Origin of the sequence: Chondromyces apiculatus DSM 436 (assembly GCF_000601485.1) — a bacterium.
Lineage (GTDB): Bacteria > Myxococcota_A > Polyangia > Polyangiales > Polyangiaceae > Chondromyces > Chondromyces apiculatus.
Window position 1 is genome coordinate 36,326 of the sequence record NZ_ASRX01000074.1, and the last position, 15,708, is coordinate 52,033.

Annotated in this window: 14 protein-coding genes; 10 read left to right on the forward strand and 4 right to left on the reverse strand. The window is 68.4% G+C overall.

The window, feature by feature from the left end; genetic code table 11:
- Positions 1-354: 354 nt before the first annotated feature.
- Complete coding sequence (locus tag CAP_RS34900) at positions 355-1,368, forward strand: threonine aldolase family protein (RefSeq protein ID WP_231511869.1); 1,014 nt, start codon at positions 355-357, stop codon at positions 1,366-1,368.
- 31 nt (positions 1,369-1,399) lie between these two features.
- Entirely contained in the window at positions 1,400-2,539 is a 1,140-nt protein-coding gene (locus tag CAP_RS34905; RefSeq protein WP_156041419.1) for a tetratricopeptide repeat protein, read from the forward strand.
- A 39-nt stretch (positions 2,540-2,578) separates the two neighbouring features.
- Here CAP_RS34905 and CAP_RS34910 read toward each other — a convergent pair whose 3' ends face one another.
- Positions 2,579-2,989, reverse strand: a complete 411-nt coding sequence (locus CAP_RS34910) for a hypothetical protein (RefSeq protein WP_044248953.1) — start codon at positions 2,987-2,989, stop codon at positions 2,579-2,581.
- A 194-nt stretch (positions 2,990-3,183) separates the two neighbouring features.
- On the opposite strand from CAP_RS34910, the gene CAP_RS34915 reads away from it, so the two are divergent.
- Entirely contained in the window at positions 3,184-3,990 is an 807-nt protein-coding gene (locus CAP_RS34915) for a hypothetical protein (RefSeq protein WP_044248954.1), read from the forward strand.
- A 364-nt stretch (positions 3,991-4,354) separates the two neighbouring features.
- Here CAP_RS34915 and CAP_RS52860 read toward each other — a convergent pair whose 3' ends face one another.
- Entirely contained in the window at positions 4,355-4,546 is a 192-nt protein-coding gene (locus CAP_RS52860; RefSeq protein WP_044248955.1) for a hypothetical protein, read from the reverse strand.
- A 940-nt stretch (positions 4,547-5,486) separates the two neighbouring features.
- Here CAP_RS52860 and CAP_RS52865 point away from each other — a divergent pair.
- The 5 genes from CAP_RS52865 (at position 5,487) to trxA (ending at position 10,919) form a co-directional block, all read left to right on the forward strand.
- A complete protein-coding gene (locus CAP_RS52865; RefSeq protein ID WP_197041490.1) occupies positions 5,487-6,122 on the forward strand; it encodes an FHA domain-containing protein in 636 nt (211 codons plus the stop codon).
- Positions 6,122-7,579, forward strand: coding sequence for a Stp1/IreP family PP2C-type Ser/Thr phosphatase (locus CAP_RS46220; protein WP_052376538.1), 1,458 nt, complete (start codon positions 6,122-6,124; stop codon positions 7,577-7,579). The genes CAP_RS52865 and CAP_RS46220 overlap by 1 nt, the downstream gene beginning before the upstream one ends.
- Before the next feature lie 101 nt (positions 7,580-7,680).
- Entirely contained in the window at positions 7,681-9,216 is a 1,536-nt protein-coding gene (locus CAP_RS34935) for an ABC transporter permease (RefSeq protein WP_081865585.1), read from the forward strand.
- Positions 9,213-10,214 carry an ABC transporter permease gene (locus tag CAP_RS34940; RefSeq protein WP_044248957.1) on the forward strand — a complete coding sequence of 334 codons (1,002 nt, stop codon included), beginning with the start codon at positions 9,213-9,215 and terminating at the stop codon, positions 10,212-10,214. Before CAP_RS34935 ends, CAP_RS34940 begins: the two co-directional genes overlap by 4 nt.
- A 63-nt stretch (positions 10,215-10,277) precedes the next feature.
- Positions 10,278-10,919 carry a thioredoxin gene (gene trxA / locus CAP_RS34945; protein WP_044248959.1) on the forward strand — a complete coding sequence of 214 codons (642 nt, stop codon included), beginning with the start codon at positions 10,278-10,280 and terminating at the stop codon, positions 10,917-10,919.
- A gap of 7 nt (positions 10,920-10,926) precedes the next feature.
- Here trxA and larC read toward each other — a convergent pair whose 3' ends face one another.
- Complete coding sequence (gene larC, locus CAP_RS34950; RefSeq protein ID WP_231511870.1) at positions 10,927-12,132, reverse strand: nickel pincer cofactor biosynthesis protein LarC; 1,206 nt, start codon at positions 12,130-12,132, stop codon at positions 10,927-10,929.
- 173 nt (positions 12,133-12,305) lie between these two features.
- Positions 12,306-13,061, reverse strand: coding sequence for a nickel pincer cofactor biosynthesis protein LarB (gene larB, locus CAP_RS34955; RefSeq protein WP_044248960.1), 756 nt, complete (start codon positions 13,059-13,061; stop codon positions 12,306-12,308).
- 83 nt (positions 13,062-13,144) lie between these two features.
- Between larB and CAP_RS51350 the strand changes: the two genes are divergently transcribed.
- Entirely contained in the window at positions 13,145-13,969 is an 825-nt protein-coding gene (locus CAP_RS51350; protein ID WP_156041421.1) for a hypothetical protein, read from the forward strand.
- Between the two features lie 90 nt (positions 13,970-14,059).
- The gene (locus tag CAP_RS34960; protein WP_231511871.1) at positions 14,060-15,442 is read left to right on the forward strand and encodes a TldD/PmbA family protein; all 1,383 of its coding nucleotides are present in this window, start codon (positions 14,060-14,062) and stop codon (positions 15,440-15,442) included.
- Positions 15,443-15,708: the final 266 nt, after the last annotated feature.

Consider the following 15,708-nt stretch of genomic DNA (forward strand, 5'->3'; position numbering starts at 1 on the left):
ATGCGATCCACACGCAAAGACGGTCCCCGCGCCGAAGGATGCGCCCGATCCGCATGCGAAGATGGTCCCCGCGCCGAAGGATGCGCTCGATGTGCAGTTCCGTGGCCTGGACTCCCCCGAGCCGGGACACAATCGTGTGGCCGCCCACATCCTCACGGCCGCCACCTGCTCCGCTCCCCCCGTCTTCCGAGCTGGTTCCCGCACCTCGGCTCCAGCGTCCCCAGCCAGGAAAGGGGGGTAGCGACCAACGGGAGCGTAGGGACCGCCAGGTCCCTGATCTAGGGTACGCAGTACCGGATGGTTGACCTGCGGTCTGACACTGTGACGCGACCTACTGAGGCCATGCGCCGGATCATGGCTGTGGCCGAGGTGGGAGACGACGTTTACCGGGAGGATCCCACGGCGCGGCGGCTGGAGGAGAGGGTCGCCGAGATCACTGGCAAGGAGGCTGCGCTCTTTGTGCCGAGTGGCACGATGGGCAACCAGATTGCGCTGCTCTGTCACACCCAGCGTGGCGACGAGGTGGTGGTCGGCGAGGGAGCGCACTGCGCGTACTACGAGTCGGGTGCCGGGGCGGCCTGGAGTGGCGTGCAGTTCGAGGTGGCGGGGCGGGGCGGGCTGTTCACAGCGGCGGAGCTCGAGGCGGTGATCAAGGCCCCCGCGTACTACATGCCGCGCACCCGCGTCGTCGCCCTGGAGAACACCCACAACCGCGCGGGTGGCGTGGTGTTCCCGGAAGACGAGGTGCACGCGATCGCGCAGGTCGCGCGGGCGCATGGGCTCGCGATGCACCTCGACGGCGCGCGGCTGTGGAATGCCTCGGTGGCGACGGGGCGCGCGGTCGCAGCGCTCGCGGCGCCGTTCGACACGGTGAGCGTGTGCTTCTCCAAGGGGCTCGGCGCGCCCGTGGGCTCGGCCCTGTGCGGGAGCGCGGAGACCATCGCGGCGGCGCTCCGCTTCCGGAAGATGCTGGGTGGGGGGATGCGTCAGATCGGGGTGCTCGCGGCGGCGGCGCTGTATGCGCTCGATCATCACGTCGAGCGGCTCTTCGAGGACCACGCCGCGGCGAAGGTCATCGCGGCGGCGCTGCGCGACGTCGCGGGCGCCTGGGTACCGGCGCCGGAGACGAACCTGGTCATGGTCGACACGCCGGGGATACCGGCGGCGCGCTTCGTGGAGGCTGCCGAGCGGCGGGGGGTGCGGGTGAGCGCCTTCGGTCCGCACCGGACGCGGATTTGCACGCACCTGGATCTCCCGCGGGAGGAAGTGCTGCGCGTGGCGGAGGTGCTGGTGGAGGCGCTGCGCGAGGCGAACGCAGAAGCGAGCGCAGGGATGGGTGCAGGGACGAGTGCGGGGACGGTCGGGTGAAGGGCGCTCGCGGGGAGTGCAGGGGCGCGCGGTGAGAGGCCGGGCCGGGTACGCGCGCGCGGGGTTCAGGGGCGCGCTGCTCGTTGCGCTCGCGGCGCTGGGGGGTTGCGCGTCGCGGCCCGGGGAGGCTTACGAGCAGGCCTTCGCGGCGGGACAGCGCGCGTACCACGCAGGTCGCTATGCCGAGGCTGCGCGCGCCTTCGCGGGTGCGACCGCCGAGGCGGAGCGGGTGAAGGACCGCGATGAGGCGCGCTTCATGGAGGCGCGCGCACACGAGCGCGAGGGAGACTGGTCGGCAGCGAAGGGGGCGTACGAGAAGCTGGTCGCGGCGTCGCCGTCGGGGCCTCGCGCGGTGCGCGCGGAGTACGAGCTCGCCGAGATCGCGATCCGGCGAGGTGATGCCGACGTGGGGTTCGGGGCGCTCTTCGCTGTGCTCAAGCGTCACCCGGAGCATGGCCTGGCGCGGCGCGCGCTCAAGCTGCTCATCGAGCACGAAGAGGCGCGGGGAGGGGCGCGCGGGGCGGCAGCGTGGCTGACGCGCGAGGGCGCCGCGCTGCGAGGCACGGAGCTCGATCAGATGGTCACCTACGAGCATGGACGCGCGCTCGAACGGAGTGGCGATCGGCGAGGAGCGATCCGCGTGCTCGTGCAGGCGGCGCGCGCCTACCCTTACCCGGGGGGCGCGCTCACGGACAATGCGCTGTTCCATGCAGCACGCCTGGCGGAGGAGGAGGGGCGCCCCGAGGAGGCCATCGGGTACCTGCGCGAGATGGTCGCGCCGCGCGAGAAGGCTGCGACGGGCAGCTACGAGCGGCCGCTCTTCGACGACGCGCAGCTCCGCATCGCGCAGATCTACCGGGATACGATCAAGGATCGCGCCGCAGCGCGCCGGGAATTCAGGAAGCTTTACGACGCGCACCCCTCGTCGTTGCTGCGCGACGACGTGCTCTGGGAGGAGGCGAAGCTCTGGCGTGAGGATGGGCGGCAGGAGGAGGCATGCTCGGTCGCTGCCAGGATCCGGCGAGATTTTCCCGAATCGCGGTTCACGCGGTGCGTGCACCACCTCTGCCCGACGATGCAGGCTCAGAAGCAGCCGTGCGCCGCGTATGTGGAGCGAACATTGACGGAGGGAGAGGCCTCAGGCGAGGAGGGCCTGGACGAGGGACCGTGAGAGGCAGGAGAGAAACGCCCCCCACGCAGCGCTGAGCGCTCAGCGTCCTTCTTCTTCTTCTTCTTCCTCTTCCTCGTCGTCCAGGTCGTCGTCGTCATCGTCGTCGTCGTCGTCGTCGTCGTCGAGGTCGTCCTCTTCCTCGTCGTCAGCCGCCTCTTCATCGTTCTTGCCGCGCCCCTCGTACTTGAGGTCGATGCCGAGGTCGCCGAGCTGCGTCTCGATGAGTTCGAAGAGTTCGTCGACGTCGTCGCCGCCCCACTCGTCGAGGATGTCGGTCAGGAACTCGAAGAAATCGCCGCTGTCCAGTCGGCGCTCGATCTCTTCGACCTGCTCCTCCGAGAAGGCTTCGAGGACATCTTCGCGCAGAGCCTCGGTGTCGCCCTCTTCAATGGCGTCGGCCCCTGAGTCACGAATCTGCCTAACGGCACGCTTGTCGAGGTGAATCTCCATAGGGGGATAGCTCCGTTTAGGCGACCCTCGCGGCCGCCGTCAAGCGGGCGCAGAAGATCTCTTCCATGGGGCAGGCGTCGCCTGCAGGGGTCGGTCCGGCCCTTCCGGACCCCTTCCTTCACCCCTTCAACATTGCCGGCCGAGCGAGGCTCGCGTATTCACGCTGTATCGTGCGTCTCCGAACGGTGCGAGCGGTGCTCCAGGCCCTGGCGGCGGCCACCGTCCTCTCGCTCCGTGCGACGCCCCTCCTCGCGCAGAGCGCGACGCCCGCGCCTCCTGCCTCCTCGCCAGGAGGCGCCAGCACCGGAGGAGCCCCGACCGAGGCGGCGTCGACGGAGGCCGGGGCCGAGCCGTCCAGCGGAGACGGCGCGCGCGTCGAGGATGCGCCCGCGGCGGTCAGCGAGGCGAGGGCGGGCGAAGAGGAAAATGAAGAGGCCTTGCGCCCAAGGCCCCCACCGCTGCACGTGGAGTACGCTCAGTACGGGGTGGCGCTCACGACGGAGCTCAACCTCGATGCGGGGGCGGCGTGCACCGAGAAGGTGAGCGGCTTCGAACCGTGCATTCTCGGTAGCGGTGGCGGCATCTTGATCCGCGGTGGTTACCGCTCGCCGGGCCCCTGGTACTTCGGCGGGTCTTACGAGTTCACGAAGATGGACTCCAGCAACCTGTACCGGCTCGGCATCTTCCAGCAGCTCCGGGCGGAGATGCGTTACCTTCCCGATCTCGGCTACCGCCTCTCTCCCTACTTCTCCGCGGGCCTGGGCGGTGTGGCTTACGGAAACGAGTGGGGCGCCGAGACGGGCGGGGCGGTGCTCACGCTGGGCGCAGGCGCGGAGCTCGAGATCTCGCGGCTCACCGTCATCGGCCTGAGCGCAGGGTACAGGCCCGTCCTCCTCGCGGGCTGGACCGACACCGCGGGCTACCGTCGGCGCACTGCGATTGCCCAGTTTTTCGGTCTCGAACTGATGATCGAGGTACGCACTGAACTCGGTCGACGCTGAAGTCAGGAGCGCTCAAGGCTGCACCAGGGCGAGGTTCACCCCGGGTATCCAGCGTCGTCATGAAGGGAAACCCGACGCGCGACCCCTCCCAGGCTCTTGACTAGACCGGCGGTCCGCGGTCCCCTCCCCGGGTGATCTGCGATGTGTGCGGGCGGCAGAACCCCGACAACCTGACCTTCTGTCAGGACTGCGGGAAACGGCTCAAGGCCAAGGGACCGCGGGTTGCGCCGACGCCCCCGAGAGGAATGCCGGCGATGCCACAGCCGGCAGCCGCGCCACAGCCGGCGATCGCGCCACAGCCAGTCGCCTCATCGCCCGCGGCCGCTCCGACACCGGCAGCAGCGCCGCAACCGATCGTTGCACCTCAGCCGATCGCCACCTCACCCTTCGTCATCACCCCGACTCCGATCACCCCCGCGCTGCCGGTCGTCGCGCCGCAACTCGTCGCCTCGCCGTCGACTCTCGCGCAGGATCCGGCCCCGCCGCACGCTTCGCCCATGACCCGGGAGCCCGCCGCTCCTGCGCTCACCGCTCCCGCGCCGCTCACGTTGCTCACGTCAGCCAGCGCTTCTCACGCAGGAGAGCTGGCAGAAAACGACGCCGGAGCTGCCGCAGGACGGGTCCAGGGACGCCAGCGGCCGGAAGCCCCGGGCTTCTCCTTTACACCTCCCACGCCCCCTGCAGTCCCCTGGACCCCCGGGGGGTCCTCGCCGCCGCCTGCCACGGAGCCCGCGGAGTCGCTCATCCCCGCCACGGTGGCGCTGCGCGTGATGTGTCCGACCTGCGACGCCGAGAACCCTCCCGGGTACCGCTTCTGCGTGACGTGCGGAGCATCGCTCAAGACGGCGCGGGCCGAGGGGCGCGTCCCTGCAGCGCCTTCGACGCAGCTCGGAGCGGTGCTCCCCCCGGCGCTTCCCCAGGCCGCGGCTGCACCCCAGCCCCTGGTATCTCAGCTCGCGACGCCTCGACCTGCGGCACCTCAGATCGATGCCACCTTGCGTGTCGATCGCGGCCATGAGCGCGCACGCGAGGAGAGCGTCGCGCGCGCCGCAGCGGAGCCGGCAGGGCGCGCGGCTTTCGCGGTGGGCGGAGCCGGGAGCGACAAGATCGTGGGGGCGCCAGTGGTGGACATCGCGGCTGCACGACAACCGCCCACGCGGCTCGTCGCGTGCAGCCGCTGCCACGGCCACTGCCCTGCGGGGACGCGCTACTGCAAGTACTGCGGGGCGCCGCTCGAAGGGGAACGCCACGATCCGGTGACCCTCGGAGGTCCGGTGGGGGCCGGGACCCTGACGGAAAAATCCACGTCACCTGCGGATGCCCGGGAGGCTGCGCCGTCCTCCGAAGAGACCTCCACACTCCCCAGCTCCGCGGAGACGGCAGGGAGTCCGAAGCAAGCGCAGGTCGGAGCGCCGCCCCTGCGCTCACCGCACGCGGTGCGGCCGGCCAGCGCGTGGGCAGAGGCTCGCGCGAGCCGGGCGCCGGATGGACGGCTGGTGGTCATCATCGAAGACGGCAGCGAAGGGAAGTCTTTTCCGCTGTCTGGCCGACAAATCGATATCGGCCGCACCGAGGGGGACATCCACCTCGAAGACGATCTCTACGTCGCTCCGCGGCATGCGCGGCTGATCCCGCACGACGGGGGCTGGATCTTCCGGGACCTCGGCTCCGTCAACCGCAGCTACCTGCGCATCCGGCAGCCGTATTCTCTGCGAGATGCTGACTTGCTTCTTCTGGGGCTGGAGGTGTTACAATTTCAGACTGTGAGTGACGGGGAGCGAGGCCTCGGCCATGCGATCCAGCACGGAACTCTGCTATTCGGCTCGCCGGCCGTCCATCGACGTGCGCGGCTGTGCCAGAGGACGGTCGAGGGTGTGGTGCGCGACGTCTACCACCTGCACCGGGATGAAACCGTGATCGGTCGGGAAACCGGGGATATCGTGTTCACCTCAGATCCGTTCCTCTCGCGGAGGCACGCCGTCGTTCGGAGAAATCCGGTCACCGGCGAGTTCACCCTGACGGACCTCGACTCGTCGAATGGGACGTATGTCGCGGTCCGGGAGGACGTGCCCCTCGCGAACGGGGATTTCGTTCGCATCGGGCAGCACCTGTTCCGCGTGGACCTATCGTGATGAGCGACCCGACCGCCCGCGAAGTTAGTGACGACGTTCCCGGGACCGATGGCCCCGGGAGCCATGATCCTTCGCGGGAGAGCGCCCCTCCAAGGAGCGAACGCCCCGACGATGGGGCTTCCTCCGTCGATCACGGCGACGGCACCGCGCCCGAACCCGAAGGAGAAGGCCGCAAGGCCGACGCCGAGGGTGAGGATGGAGGCGCGGAGCCTCGCGGGAGCAATGGCTCGTCGCCGTCGCTCGTCGAGAGCACGGCCCCCGGCGACGTGAAGGAGCCTTCCCGCACGGGGGTACGGCTCCGGATCTTCGGGCGCACCGACGTCGGTCAGGTGCGCGAGCACAACGAAGACAACTTCATCGTGGCAGACCTGACCAAGGGAAGCCGCGGGTTGATGGAGGCGGAGCGCACGCAGAGCGTGGGCGAGCGCGGCGCTCTCTTCGGGGTGTGCGACGGGATGGGCGGCGCGGCGGCCGGAGAAGTCGCGAGCCAGCTCGCGGTGGACATCATCTATCAGCGCATGCTCGCAGGCGGGACGCCGGCCGATCACGACGAACTCGCGGCGCGGTTGGTTCTCGCGATCGAGGCCGCAGGGCTGCGCATCTTCAGCGAGGCCAAGCTCGATCGGACGCGGCGCGGGATGGGCACGACCTCGACCATCGCGGCGCTGCTGGACGATCACCTCTTCCTCGGGCAGGTGGGCGACAGCCGCGCGTACATCCTCCGCGGCGAGCGGCTGGTTCAGGTCACGCGCGATCAGTCGCTCGTGAACCAGCTCATCGAGGCCGGTCAGCTCACCGAGGAAGAAGCAGAGACCTTCGAGCACAACAACATCATCCTGCAAGCGCTCGGCACGGCGGAGTCGGTGCAGGTCGACCTGACTTGCGTGGTCCTCAAGCGGGGCGATGTGCTGCTCCTCTGCTCCGATGGGCTCTCGGGGATGGTGCGCAACGACGAGATCCGCGAGGTGCTCCGGACCATCGAGGAGCCGCTGGAGGCGTGCCGGGTGCTCACCGAGCGCGCCAACCAGGCCGGAGGTCACGACAACATCACCGTGGTCGTGGCCCGGTTCGAGGGAGACAGCCTCGAGGATCCGATGCGCGAGGACATCGAGGGGCTGAAGTACACGAAGTACCAGCTCCCCGAGCATCTCCTCGCCGCGAACTCCTTGCCCGAACCGACGCGGCGCGTGAGGGAAGTGGAGGAGCGGAAGGTGTCTCAGCGGCCGCCGGCGCCGCGGGTGCATGCCTCCGGTGGGGATGAGGGCTCGGCCGAGGAAGACGAAGACGACGAGCACGACGAAGACGACGAAGACGAGGGTCGGCCGGTCAGTCGTTCCGCGCTCAGCGACGAGGCGATCCACCTGCCTACCGAGGGTGCTCCCCAGTGGCTGGTGATCATGATGATCGCCAGCGCGGTCGCCTGCGTCTTCATCGCTGGCTACTACCTGTTCCGATAGCGCCTTGTGGGGCGGGGCGCGTGATCGGCTGCAGGCGATGATCCACGAGGGGCAGGTATTGCGCGTCGCAGTGCCTGTCTCTCGGGCGGCCTGAGCCCTTCATGCTTCGTCACGCGCTTCGCCGGATCCTGTGGACCTTGCCGACGCTCTTCGTCGTGTCGGTGGTGACGTTTCTGGTGCTGACGTTCGTGCCCGATCCGGTCGACGATCCTCGCTTCACCTCCGCACTGACGCGCGCGGATCGGGAGCGGATCCGCCGGGAGCGCTACCTCGACCTGCCCACGTTCTTCAATCCGGCTCCGCGCGATGTGCAGGCGCGCGCGATGGAAGCGGTGCGGCAGATCGTGACAGGGGGCGCGGAGGCGGCGCGGGCTGCGACCGATCTTCAGCGCATCGGCGGGGCGGCGCTGCCGCACGTGCTGCCGGCGCTGGACACCCTCGCGCCGGAGCCTCGCACCCAGGTCGCGCTCGCGCTGGCGCCGATCGCGCGGAGGATGAAGCTGCCGCGCGCCGAGGATGCCTACGATCCGGGGAGAGCCGTGGCGTTCTGGACCCGCTTCTGGGACGACCGGGGCGTGGAGTTCCGTGCCGCGTCCGTGCGCAGCGCCGTGCAGCGCTTCACCCGCTACGGATCCGACTCGCGCGCGGCAGAGATCCTGGAGCTCGACACCTTCGCGCTGGAGTACGTGATCGGCGCGCTGGTGACGCCTCAGGACGCGGCAGGCGTCGCGCAGGCCAGGGCGCTCGTGGCGATCGCTGCCGAGGTGACGGGGATCGATGACCGGATCAGCCCGACGGACGATGTGCAAGCGGCGCAGGCTTGCGTGGCCCGCTGGAAGACGTTCTGGTCGGTGTACCGCGGGGACTATGCGGTGTTCAGCGGCCCGTCGCGGGTGGCAGCGATGGTCCTGGAGACCCGCTACGGGAAGTGGGCGCTCGGGGCGCTCACCCATCGCCTCGGGCTGGCGGCGAACGGGGAGCCGGTGCTCGATGAACTCGGTCGACGTGCGCCCGTGACCCTGGCGCTGGTCTTCGGGGCGATCGTGCTGGCCTACGCGGTGGCGATTCCACTCGGCGTGATCAGCGCGGCCTCCAGGGGGCGCAAGACGGACCTCATCATCGCGTGCATCGTGCTCGGCATGACCGTCGTCCCCACCGCGGTGCTCGCCGTGCTCGCGCACCCGAAGGGAGGCGCCTACGGAGGGAGCTTGCTCTTGCCCACCGCGCTCCTGGCCGTGGCGCTCGTCGCAGCGCCGACACGTCAGCAGCGGTCGGCTCTGGCGACGGTGCTCACCCAGGATGTGATCCGTGCGGCGCAGGCGCGCGGTGCGAGCCGGGTGCGGGCGCTGCTCTCGCACGGCCTGCGCAACACGCTCCTCCCCGTGGTTACCCTGGCGGTGGTCGAGCCTCCGCTGGCGATCGGAGGCGCCTTTGTCGTGGAGCACGTCTTCCGGCTGCACGGCCTGGGTGAGGCGACGATCCTGGCCGTGCAGGCGCGCGACGCGAACTGGCTGATGGCGCTCTCCATCTTCGCGGCGGCGGTCGCGGCGCTTGCGGTGATCGCGACCGACCTCGCTTACGTGCTCCTCGATCCGCGGCTCGCCTCGGCCGTGCTCTCGCGGAGGCGACGCGGGTGACGCACCTGTCGATCCTCTGGCGCAGGATCGCGTGGAGCCGGAGGGCTTCGCTCGGGGCGACGCTGCTCGGGGTGCTGGCCCTGCTGGGGATCTTCGCCGAGTTCATCGCGGCCCCGGCGCCGCTCGTGTGGGTGGGACCGCGGGGCGTGGAGGTCTTGCCGGCCATCACGGAAGCCGAGGCGCTGAACGCGATGGGCGAGGAGGAGCGGAGGGCGCGGTACGCTGCGGGAGCCGGGCTGTGGCCTGTGGTGCGCCATGGTCCGACGCACGCGAGCGAGGCAGGTCCGCGCGCAGCGTCGTCGAAGGAGCACCCGTTCGGCACGGACGCCCACGGGCGCGATCTGGTGGCGCGGCTGGTCTACGGGGCACGCACGGCGCTGGGGCTGTCGCTCTCCGCGGTGCTGGCGGGGATGTTCCTCGGGGTGATCCAGGGGGGGCTGGCCGGGATCTACCGGGGCTTCTGGAACGATCGGCTGGTGCGCCTCGTGGAGACGGTGGACACGTTCCCGGCGATCATCATCGTGGCACTGGTGCGGGCCATCGAGCGCGAGCCGTCGGCGCTGTCGCTGGTGATCGCCGTGGCGATCGTGCGGTGGGCCGAGATCGCGCGGCTCGTGAGGGCAGAGGTGCTGCGCGCGTCGGCAGAGGACTACGTGATGGCGGCCAAAGCGCTGGGCTGCACGGAGCTGCGGGTGTTCTACCGTCACATCCTGCCCAACGCGATCGGGCCGGTGATCGTCAGCTCGGTGTTCGGGGTGGCCTCGGTGGTGCTCCTGGAGGCTGCGATCTCGTTCTTGCCGATGGGCGCGTCCACGGCCTCGGCCTCCTGGGGAGAGACGCTGGCGGAGGCAGCCCGGTATCCGGAGGAGTACCGTTTCCTCGTGCTGCCAGGGGCGCTGCTGTTGCTGACGGTCGGCGGTTCTTACCTGCTGGCGGATGCGCTGCGGGATGCGGTGGATCCGCGCACCGTGCGCGTTCGGGATCAGGGTGGGGCGTGAGAGCTCTTCCATAGCGCCGGATCCGCTCGCATCCGGTGCGGATGCCGGGTAGATCTCGCGGGCATGTCCGTCCCCGAGATCTCCGAGCAGGACTTCGAGCGTGAGGTGCTCCGCAGCGAGCTGCCCGTGCTCATCGATTTCACGGCCACGTGGTGCGGGCCCTGCAAGACCGTTGCTCCCGAGGTTGAAGCGCTCGCGCGCGAACTCAAGGACAAGGCGAAGGTCGTCAAGATCGACATCGACAAGTCGAAACGGATCGCGACGATGCTTCGGGTCCAGGCCGTCCCAACCTTCATGGTGTTCCACAAGGGGCGTCCGGTCGCCGCCGATCAGGGAGTCCTGCGCAAGAACCAGCTTCGCGCGCTGGTCGAGCCGTTCTTGCCGCGCGCCGAGGGAGCGATCCGCGCCCCCGAGCTGGCCCAGCTCATCAACGAGCAGCAGGTCGTCGCGGTGGACACGCGCGAGGCGAGCGCTTTTAACCGCGCACACATTCCGGGAGCCGTGAACATGCCCATCGAGGAGATCGAGGGCCGACTGGCGGAACTCCACATGCTCGCCGGGGCGCCGGTGCTCTACTGCCGGAGCGGCGATAAGACGAAGGATCTCGCCACCAAGATGGCGGAGGGCGGGATGCCGGTGGCGTTCCTGGAGGGAGGCTTCCTGCAGTGGGAGGCCGAGATGCTGCCGATCGAGCGCCCGGACTGACGCTCGATCAGAGACGGGCAGCGGCGAGCGCGGCTGCGACCACCTCGCGCACGGGGACACCGTGGGCGCGCGCTGCAGAAGCGCAGTCGTCAAATTCCGGCTTTACCTGGGGCGGTCCGAAGGGGCCTTCGCTGATCTTCACCCGGATCGCGCCGTAGATGGTCTCAACCGTGACCGAGCGCCTGGGTCGCTCGGTGCGGTTCACGGGGAGGCGGCGTACGCCGATGGTCGTGGTCTCCGTGAGGAGCGCAGTGGCCACGGCGTCGGCCTGGGGTGTGGGCGCGAGCGCGGAGATGGTGAGGGCGGGGCGGCCCTTCTTCATGGTGATGGGGGTGGCCCATGCGTCGACGGCTCCGACCGAGAGCAGGACCTCGATGGCGTGGGCCGCCACCTCACCCGTCATGTCGTCCACGTTCGCTTCGAGGATGACGTGCGAGGACGTCTCGGGGTCCGCTTCGCGTGCCGGCCGCGTCCCGAGGACGACGCGCAGGAGGTTCGGGCGATCGGGTAGCTCACGGTGACCTGCACCGAAGCCCACGCGCTCCGGAGCGAAGGTCGGCCAACGCTCGAAGCGGGTCGCGGTGGCAGCGATGATGGCTGCGCCGGTCGGGGTGACCAGCTCTGCATCAAGCTCGACGCCGTACGTGGGGACGCCGCGCAAGCACGTCACCACGGCCGGCGGAGGGAGGGGCAGGATCCCGTGCTGCGCGCGGACGAAACCGCGTCCCATCGGGAGCGGGGAGCCCACGACCTCGGCGCCGATGTGTGTGATCGCAGCGGCTGCACCGACGATGTCCACGATCGCGTCGACCGCTCCGACCTCGTGGAAGTGGACCTGCTCAAGGGGCATCCGGTGCACGGCGGCTTCGGCTTCTCCGAGGCGACGGAAGATCTTCCTGGCGAGAGAGGACACCTGTGGGTCCAGAGGTGCAGCAGCGAGCATGGCGTCGATGTCGCCGTACGTCCGCTCGGGCTGCGGTGCTTCCACATGAACATCGAATGAGGTGGCGACGATCCCGCTCCGGTGGGCGTGGCCGCGGTGGAGGTGGAAGCCTTCGATGGGCAGCGCGGCCACGGCGCGCTCGATCACCAGGAGGGGAACTCCGAGATCGAGGAGCGCGGAGATGGTCATGTCGCCCGCGATGCCGCTGAACGTATCGAAGAACAGGAGCTTACCGGCGCCGGCTCCTCGTTCGAGGAGCGGGAGCTGCAACGCGGTGTGCTCGTGATCGCGGGCATGGCCATGCTGGTGCGCATGGCCATGTTCGGGAGCGTGACCATGCTCGTGCGAGTGGCCATGCTCGTGCGAGTGGCCATGCTCGTGCGAGTGGCCATGTTCGTGCGAGTGGCTGTGGGAGTGGTCGTGGGAATCACCGTGCGCCATGGCTATGAACTCCCGGGCAGCATCCTGTGCGCTGCCATCGCGGCTCCGAAGCCGCTGTCGATGTTGACCACCACCACCCCGGAGGCGCAGGAGGTGAGCATCGAAAACAAAGCCGTGAACCCGCTGAGCGCCGCGCCGTATCCGATGGAAGTCGGTACGGCGATCACGGGGGTTGCGACCAGGCCGCCGACGACGCTCGGCAGAGCTCCTTCCATGCCAGCGATCACGATGACTGCGGCCGCGTGGCGCAGCTCGTCCACGCGAAGCAACAACCGATGCAGTCCCGCAACGCCGACATCGTAGATACGATCCGGTCGAAGCCCTATCGCCAGTAGCGTCTCTGCGGCTTCCTCAGCGATGGGGATGTCGCTGGTGCCAGCGGTCACCACGGCGATCGGTCCCACAGCGCGCTCGGGTGGTGGCTTGACCGTGACTTTGCCGGTCCGAGCCAGGGGCGCATACTGGAAGCTCGGAACTCTTGCGGCGATCGCTTCGCCCTTGTCTGGCTCGATGCGGGTGACCAGCACGCTCTGACCGACGCGCACGATCTCCTCGATGATGGCGACGATCTGGTCGACGCTCTTGCCCTGACCGAAGATCACCTCGGGGACACCCTGTCGGAGGGCGCGGTGGTGATCCACGGTTGCGATGCCAATGTCGCGGAACGGGAGCTGCTGAAGCACCTCAAGGGCCTGATCAGTAGCCAGCTCACCAGTGCGCACCCGCTCCAGGAGTTCGCGGACGTCGCGGGGGTCCATTGGGCAAGGCGCTTAGCGCGGCACGGCTCCCAGAGCAAACTGCAAACTTTGGCGGTGGGCATCGAGAGCGCTAGGTTCCGCCCGTGCCCGTGTTCATCGCTCCCCTTGTCGGCTTCGCCCTCGGTGCGCTGCTCGCCTGGTTGTCGGCTGCCTCATCACGGCACACAGGAGCCCCCCCTCACCGCGTTCCGCTGCCCAGACGGGGAGACATCGGCCCTCTGCGGTTCGGGGGAAACAGCGGATGGCAGGTCACGGAGCATCGCCCTCTTGTTCTGGCCAGCCTGTACGGACTTCTGGTCTACACGCCTGTGTGCGCCTACTTCCTGGTGTTCGCGCCTGACTGGAGCTTTGCGTACCTGGTGGATAGCCGCAAGATTCCCTCTGCAATCGATCTGCTGCTGCTGATGGCCGATACGGTTTCCGTACCGATGGGGTTCCTCGCGCTTGGACGTGCCGGTGCTCAGCGTTCACTGCGTGCCTTCGGAGGGATCGCCGGCGTGCCGCTGGCGGTCGCCGCCCTCATCGCCTTGGTGCTCGGAAGGCGCCTGTCGCTCGAGGGCAGCTATCGTCAGGTACACGGCGGCTTCGGGGTGCACGCAGTGGCGGGGGGACCGCTGGGTTACGCGATACTCTGGATGCATGGTCTCCTCATTGCGGGGCTAGCCTTCGCAGCCCGAGCGATGCTGGAGGGAAGCCGCGCTGGGGAGCGCCGAAGTGGGCAAGGAGAGTCCGTGCAGGGGCCTGTGGCCGGCTCGACGGCTGCAACGGCGCGAAGCTTGCCGCTCTCCGAAAAGCCGCCCACCGGCATGGGTGATCCCCTCAGAACTTCTGGCGGGGGCGCCTCTGGCAGATCGCGCCTGCTGGGAGCTGCGCCTCACGGAAAGACTCGTCCGGACAAGGGGGACTGAAGCGCGCCTGCTGGGCAGGCCCCGACTCTCCTGAACTCTCTGCGACCGAGCGATTGACGAATCTGCGCTCGTCCACCACCCTGAGCGCCCATGTCCGCCCGCTCTCACGTCGATCAACAAATCCAGGACTTGATGCAGCTGGCCAGCGAGGTCGTGGAGCAAGCCCGCCGTGGCGGTGCTGACGTCGCGGAAGCCATCGCTCGGTCGGGATCCGAGCTTTCTACCAAGGTGCGACTCGGGGAACCGGAGCTCGTCGAAGAGGCAGCCCATCGGAGCCTCGGGATGCGTGTGATCAAGGATCGGCGTGTCGCTCTCACCTCGACCTCCGACCTTACCCCTCGCGGCCTTGATCGCTTCGTCAAGGATGCGCTCGAGCTGGTGGAGATCGCTCAGGAAGACGCCTTCGCAGGCCCCGCGGACCCCGAGCTGATCGCGCGTGGGCCGGTTCCCGATCTGGACCTGTACGACCCGGCCGGAGGGGAGGTCACCGCAGCTCAAGCCATCGAGCTCGCACGCCGTGGTGAGCAAGCGGCACGCGAGGCAGATAGCCGGATTACCAACAGTGACGGCGCCACGTTCTCACGCACCGCTGGGGCCTTCGCCATCGTGCTCTCTGGCGGTTTCCGCGGAGGGTACGCCGGCTCGTATGCCTCGCTCGTCGTCTCACCGGTAGCCGATGATGAAGGAGGCAAGAAGCGCCGTGGCTATCACTACAGCGCCAAACGCCACCTTGCCGAGCTGGATTCCCCTGAAGCCGTGGGTCGCGAAGCGGCACGCCGCACGTTGCGCAAACTGGGCGCACGAAAAGTCCCGACCTGCGAGGCGCCGGTGATCTTCGACCCGGATGTGGCCCGATCCATCCTGGGACTATTCGCTGGGTGCATGATGGGCAGCGCAATCTGGCGAAAGTCGAGCTATCTCGTTGGGCGAGAAGGCACACGCGTGGCCAGTGAACTGGTTACTGTCGTAGACGATCCGCTCATCCCCCGCGCACCAGGCTCGCGCCCTTTCGATGGGGAAGGTCTCCCAGCACGACGCAACACAGTCGTGAAGGATGGGATTTTTCAGACGATCCTGTGTGATAGTTACAGCGGCCGGAAGCTCGGACGGCAGCCAACTGGCAATGCTGCGCGAGGCAGTGGAGGCGGGGTCGGACCGTCGACCTCGAACCTGCTCCTTCAGCCGTCAAAAACATCACCGGAGGAAATCCTGCGCTCTACACCGCGGGGTCTGTATGTCACCGAGATGATGGGATTCGGCTTCAATGCCGTCACTGGCGATTTCTCTCGAGGTGCTTCAGGATTCTGGATTGAGGACGGACAACTGGCTTTTCCCGTGAGTGAAGTGACCATCTCACTCAATCTGGACGAGCTGTTGCAACGCATTGATGCGCTCGGCAGCGATCTCGACTTGCGTACATCAACGGCTGCTCCCACGCTCCGCGTTTCCTCGATGACCATCGCAGGGAGCTGACCCGCCGCGGCGCTATGGTGCTCGTCCTGGCGCAGAAACTCTGCAGAATACTCCAAGGTGGGCTTTTGCTGCTCCTGGCCATCGGGCTGTGCAGAACAGGCGCCGGATGTACATCCATTGAGCGAGATCTGTGCGAGGCGCGCTGCGCCTGTAGCAATTGCACAGACGACGACATGGATAGCTGCTTGGCCAATACAAACGCCGAAGCGGATACAGCGGCGGCTTACGACTGCTCAGAGGTCTATGCAGAATATGTCAGATGTCAG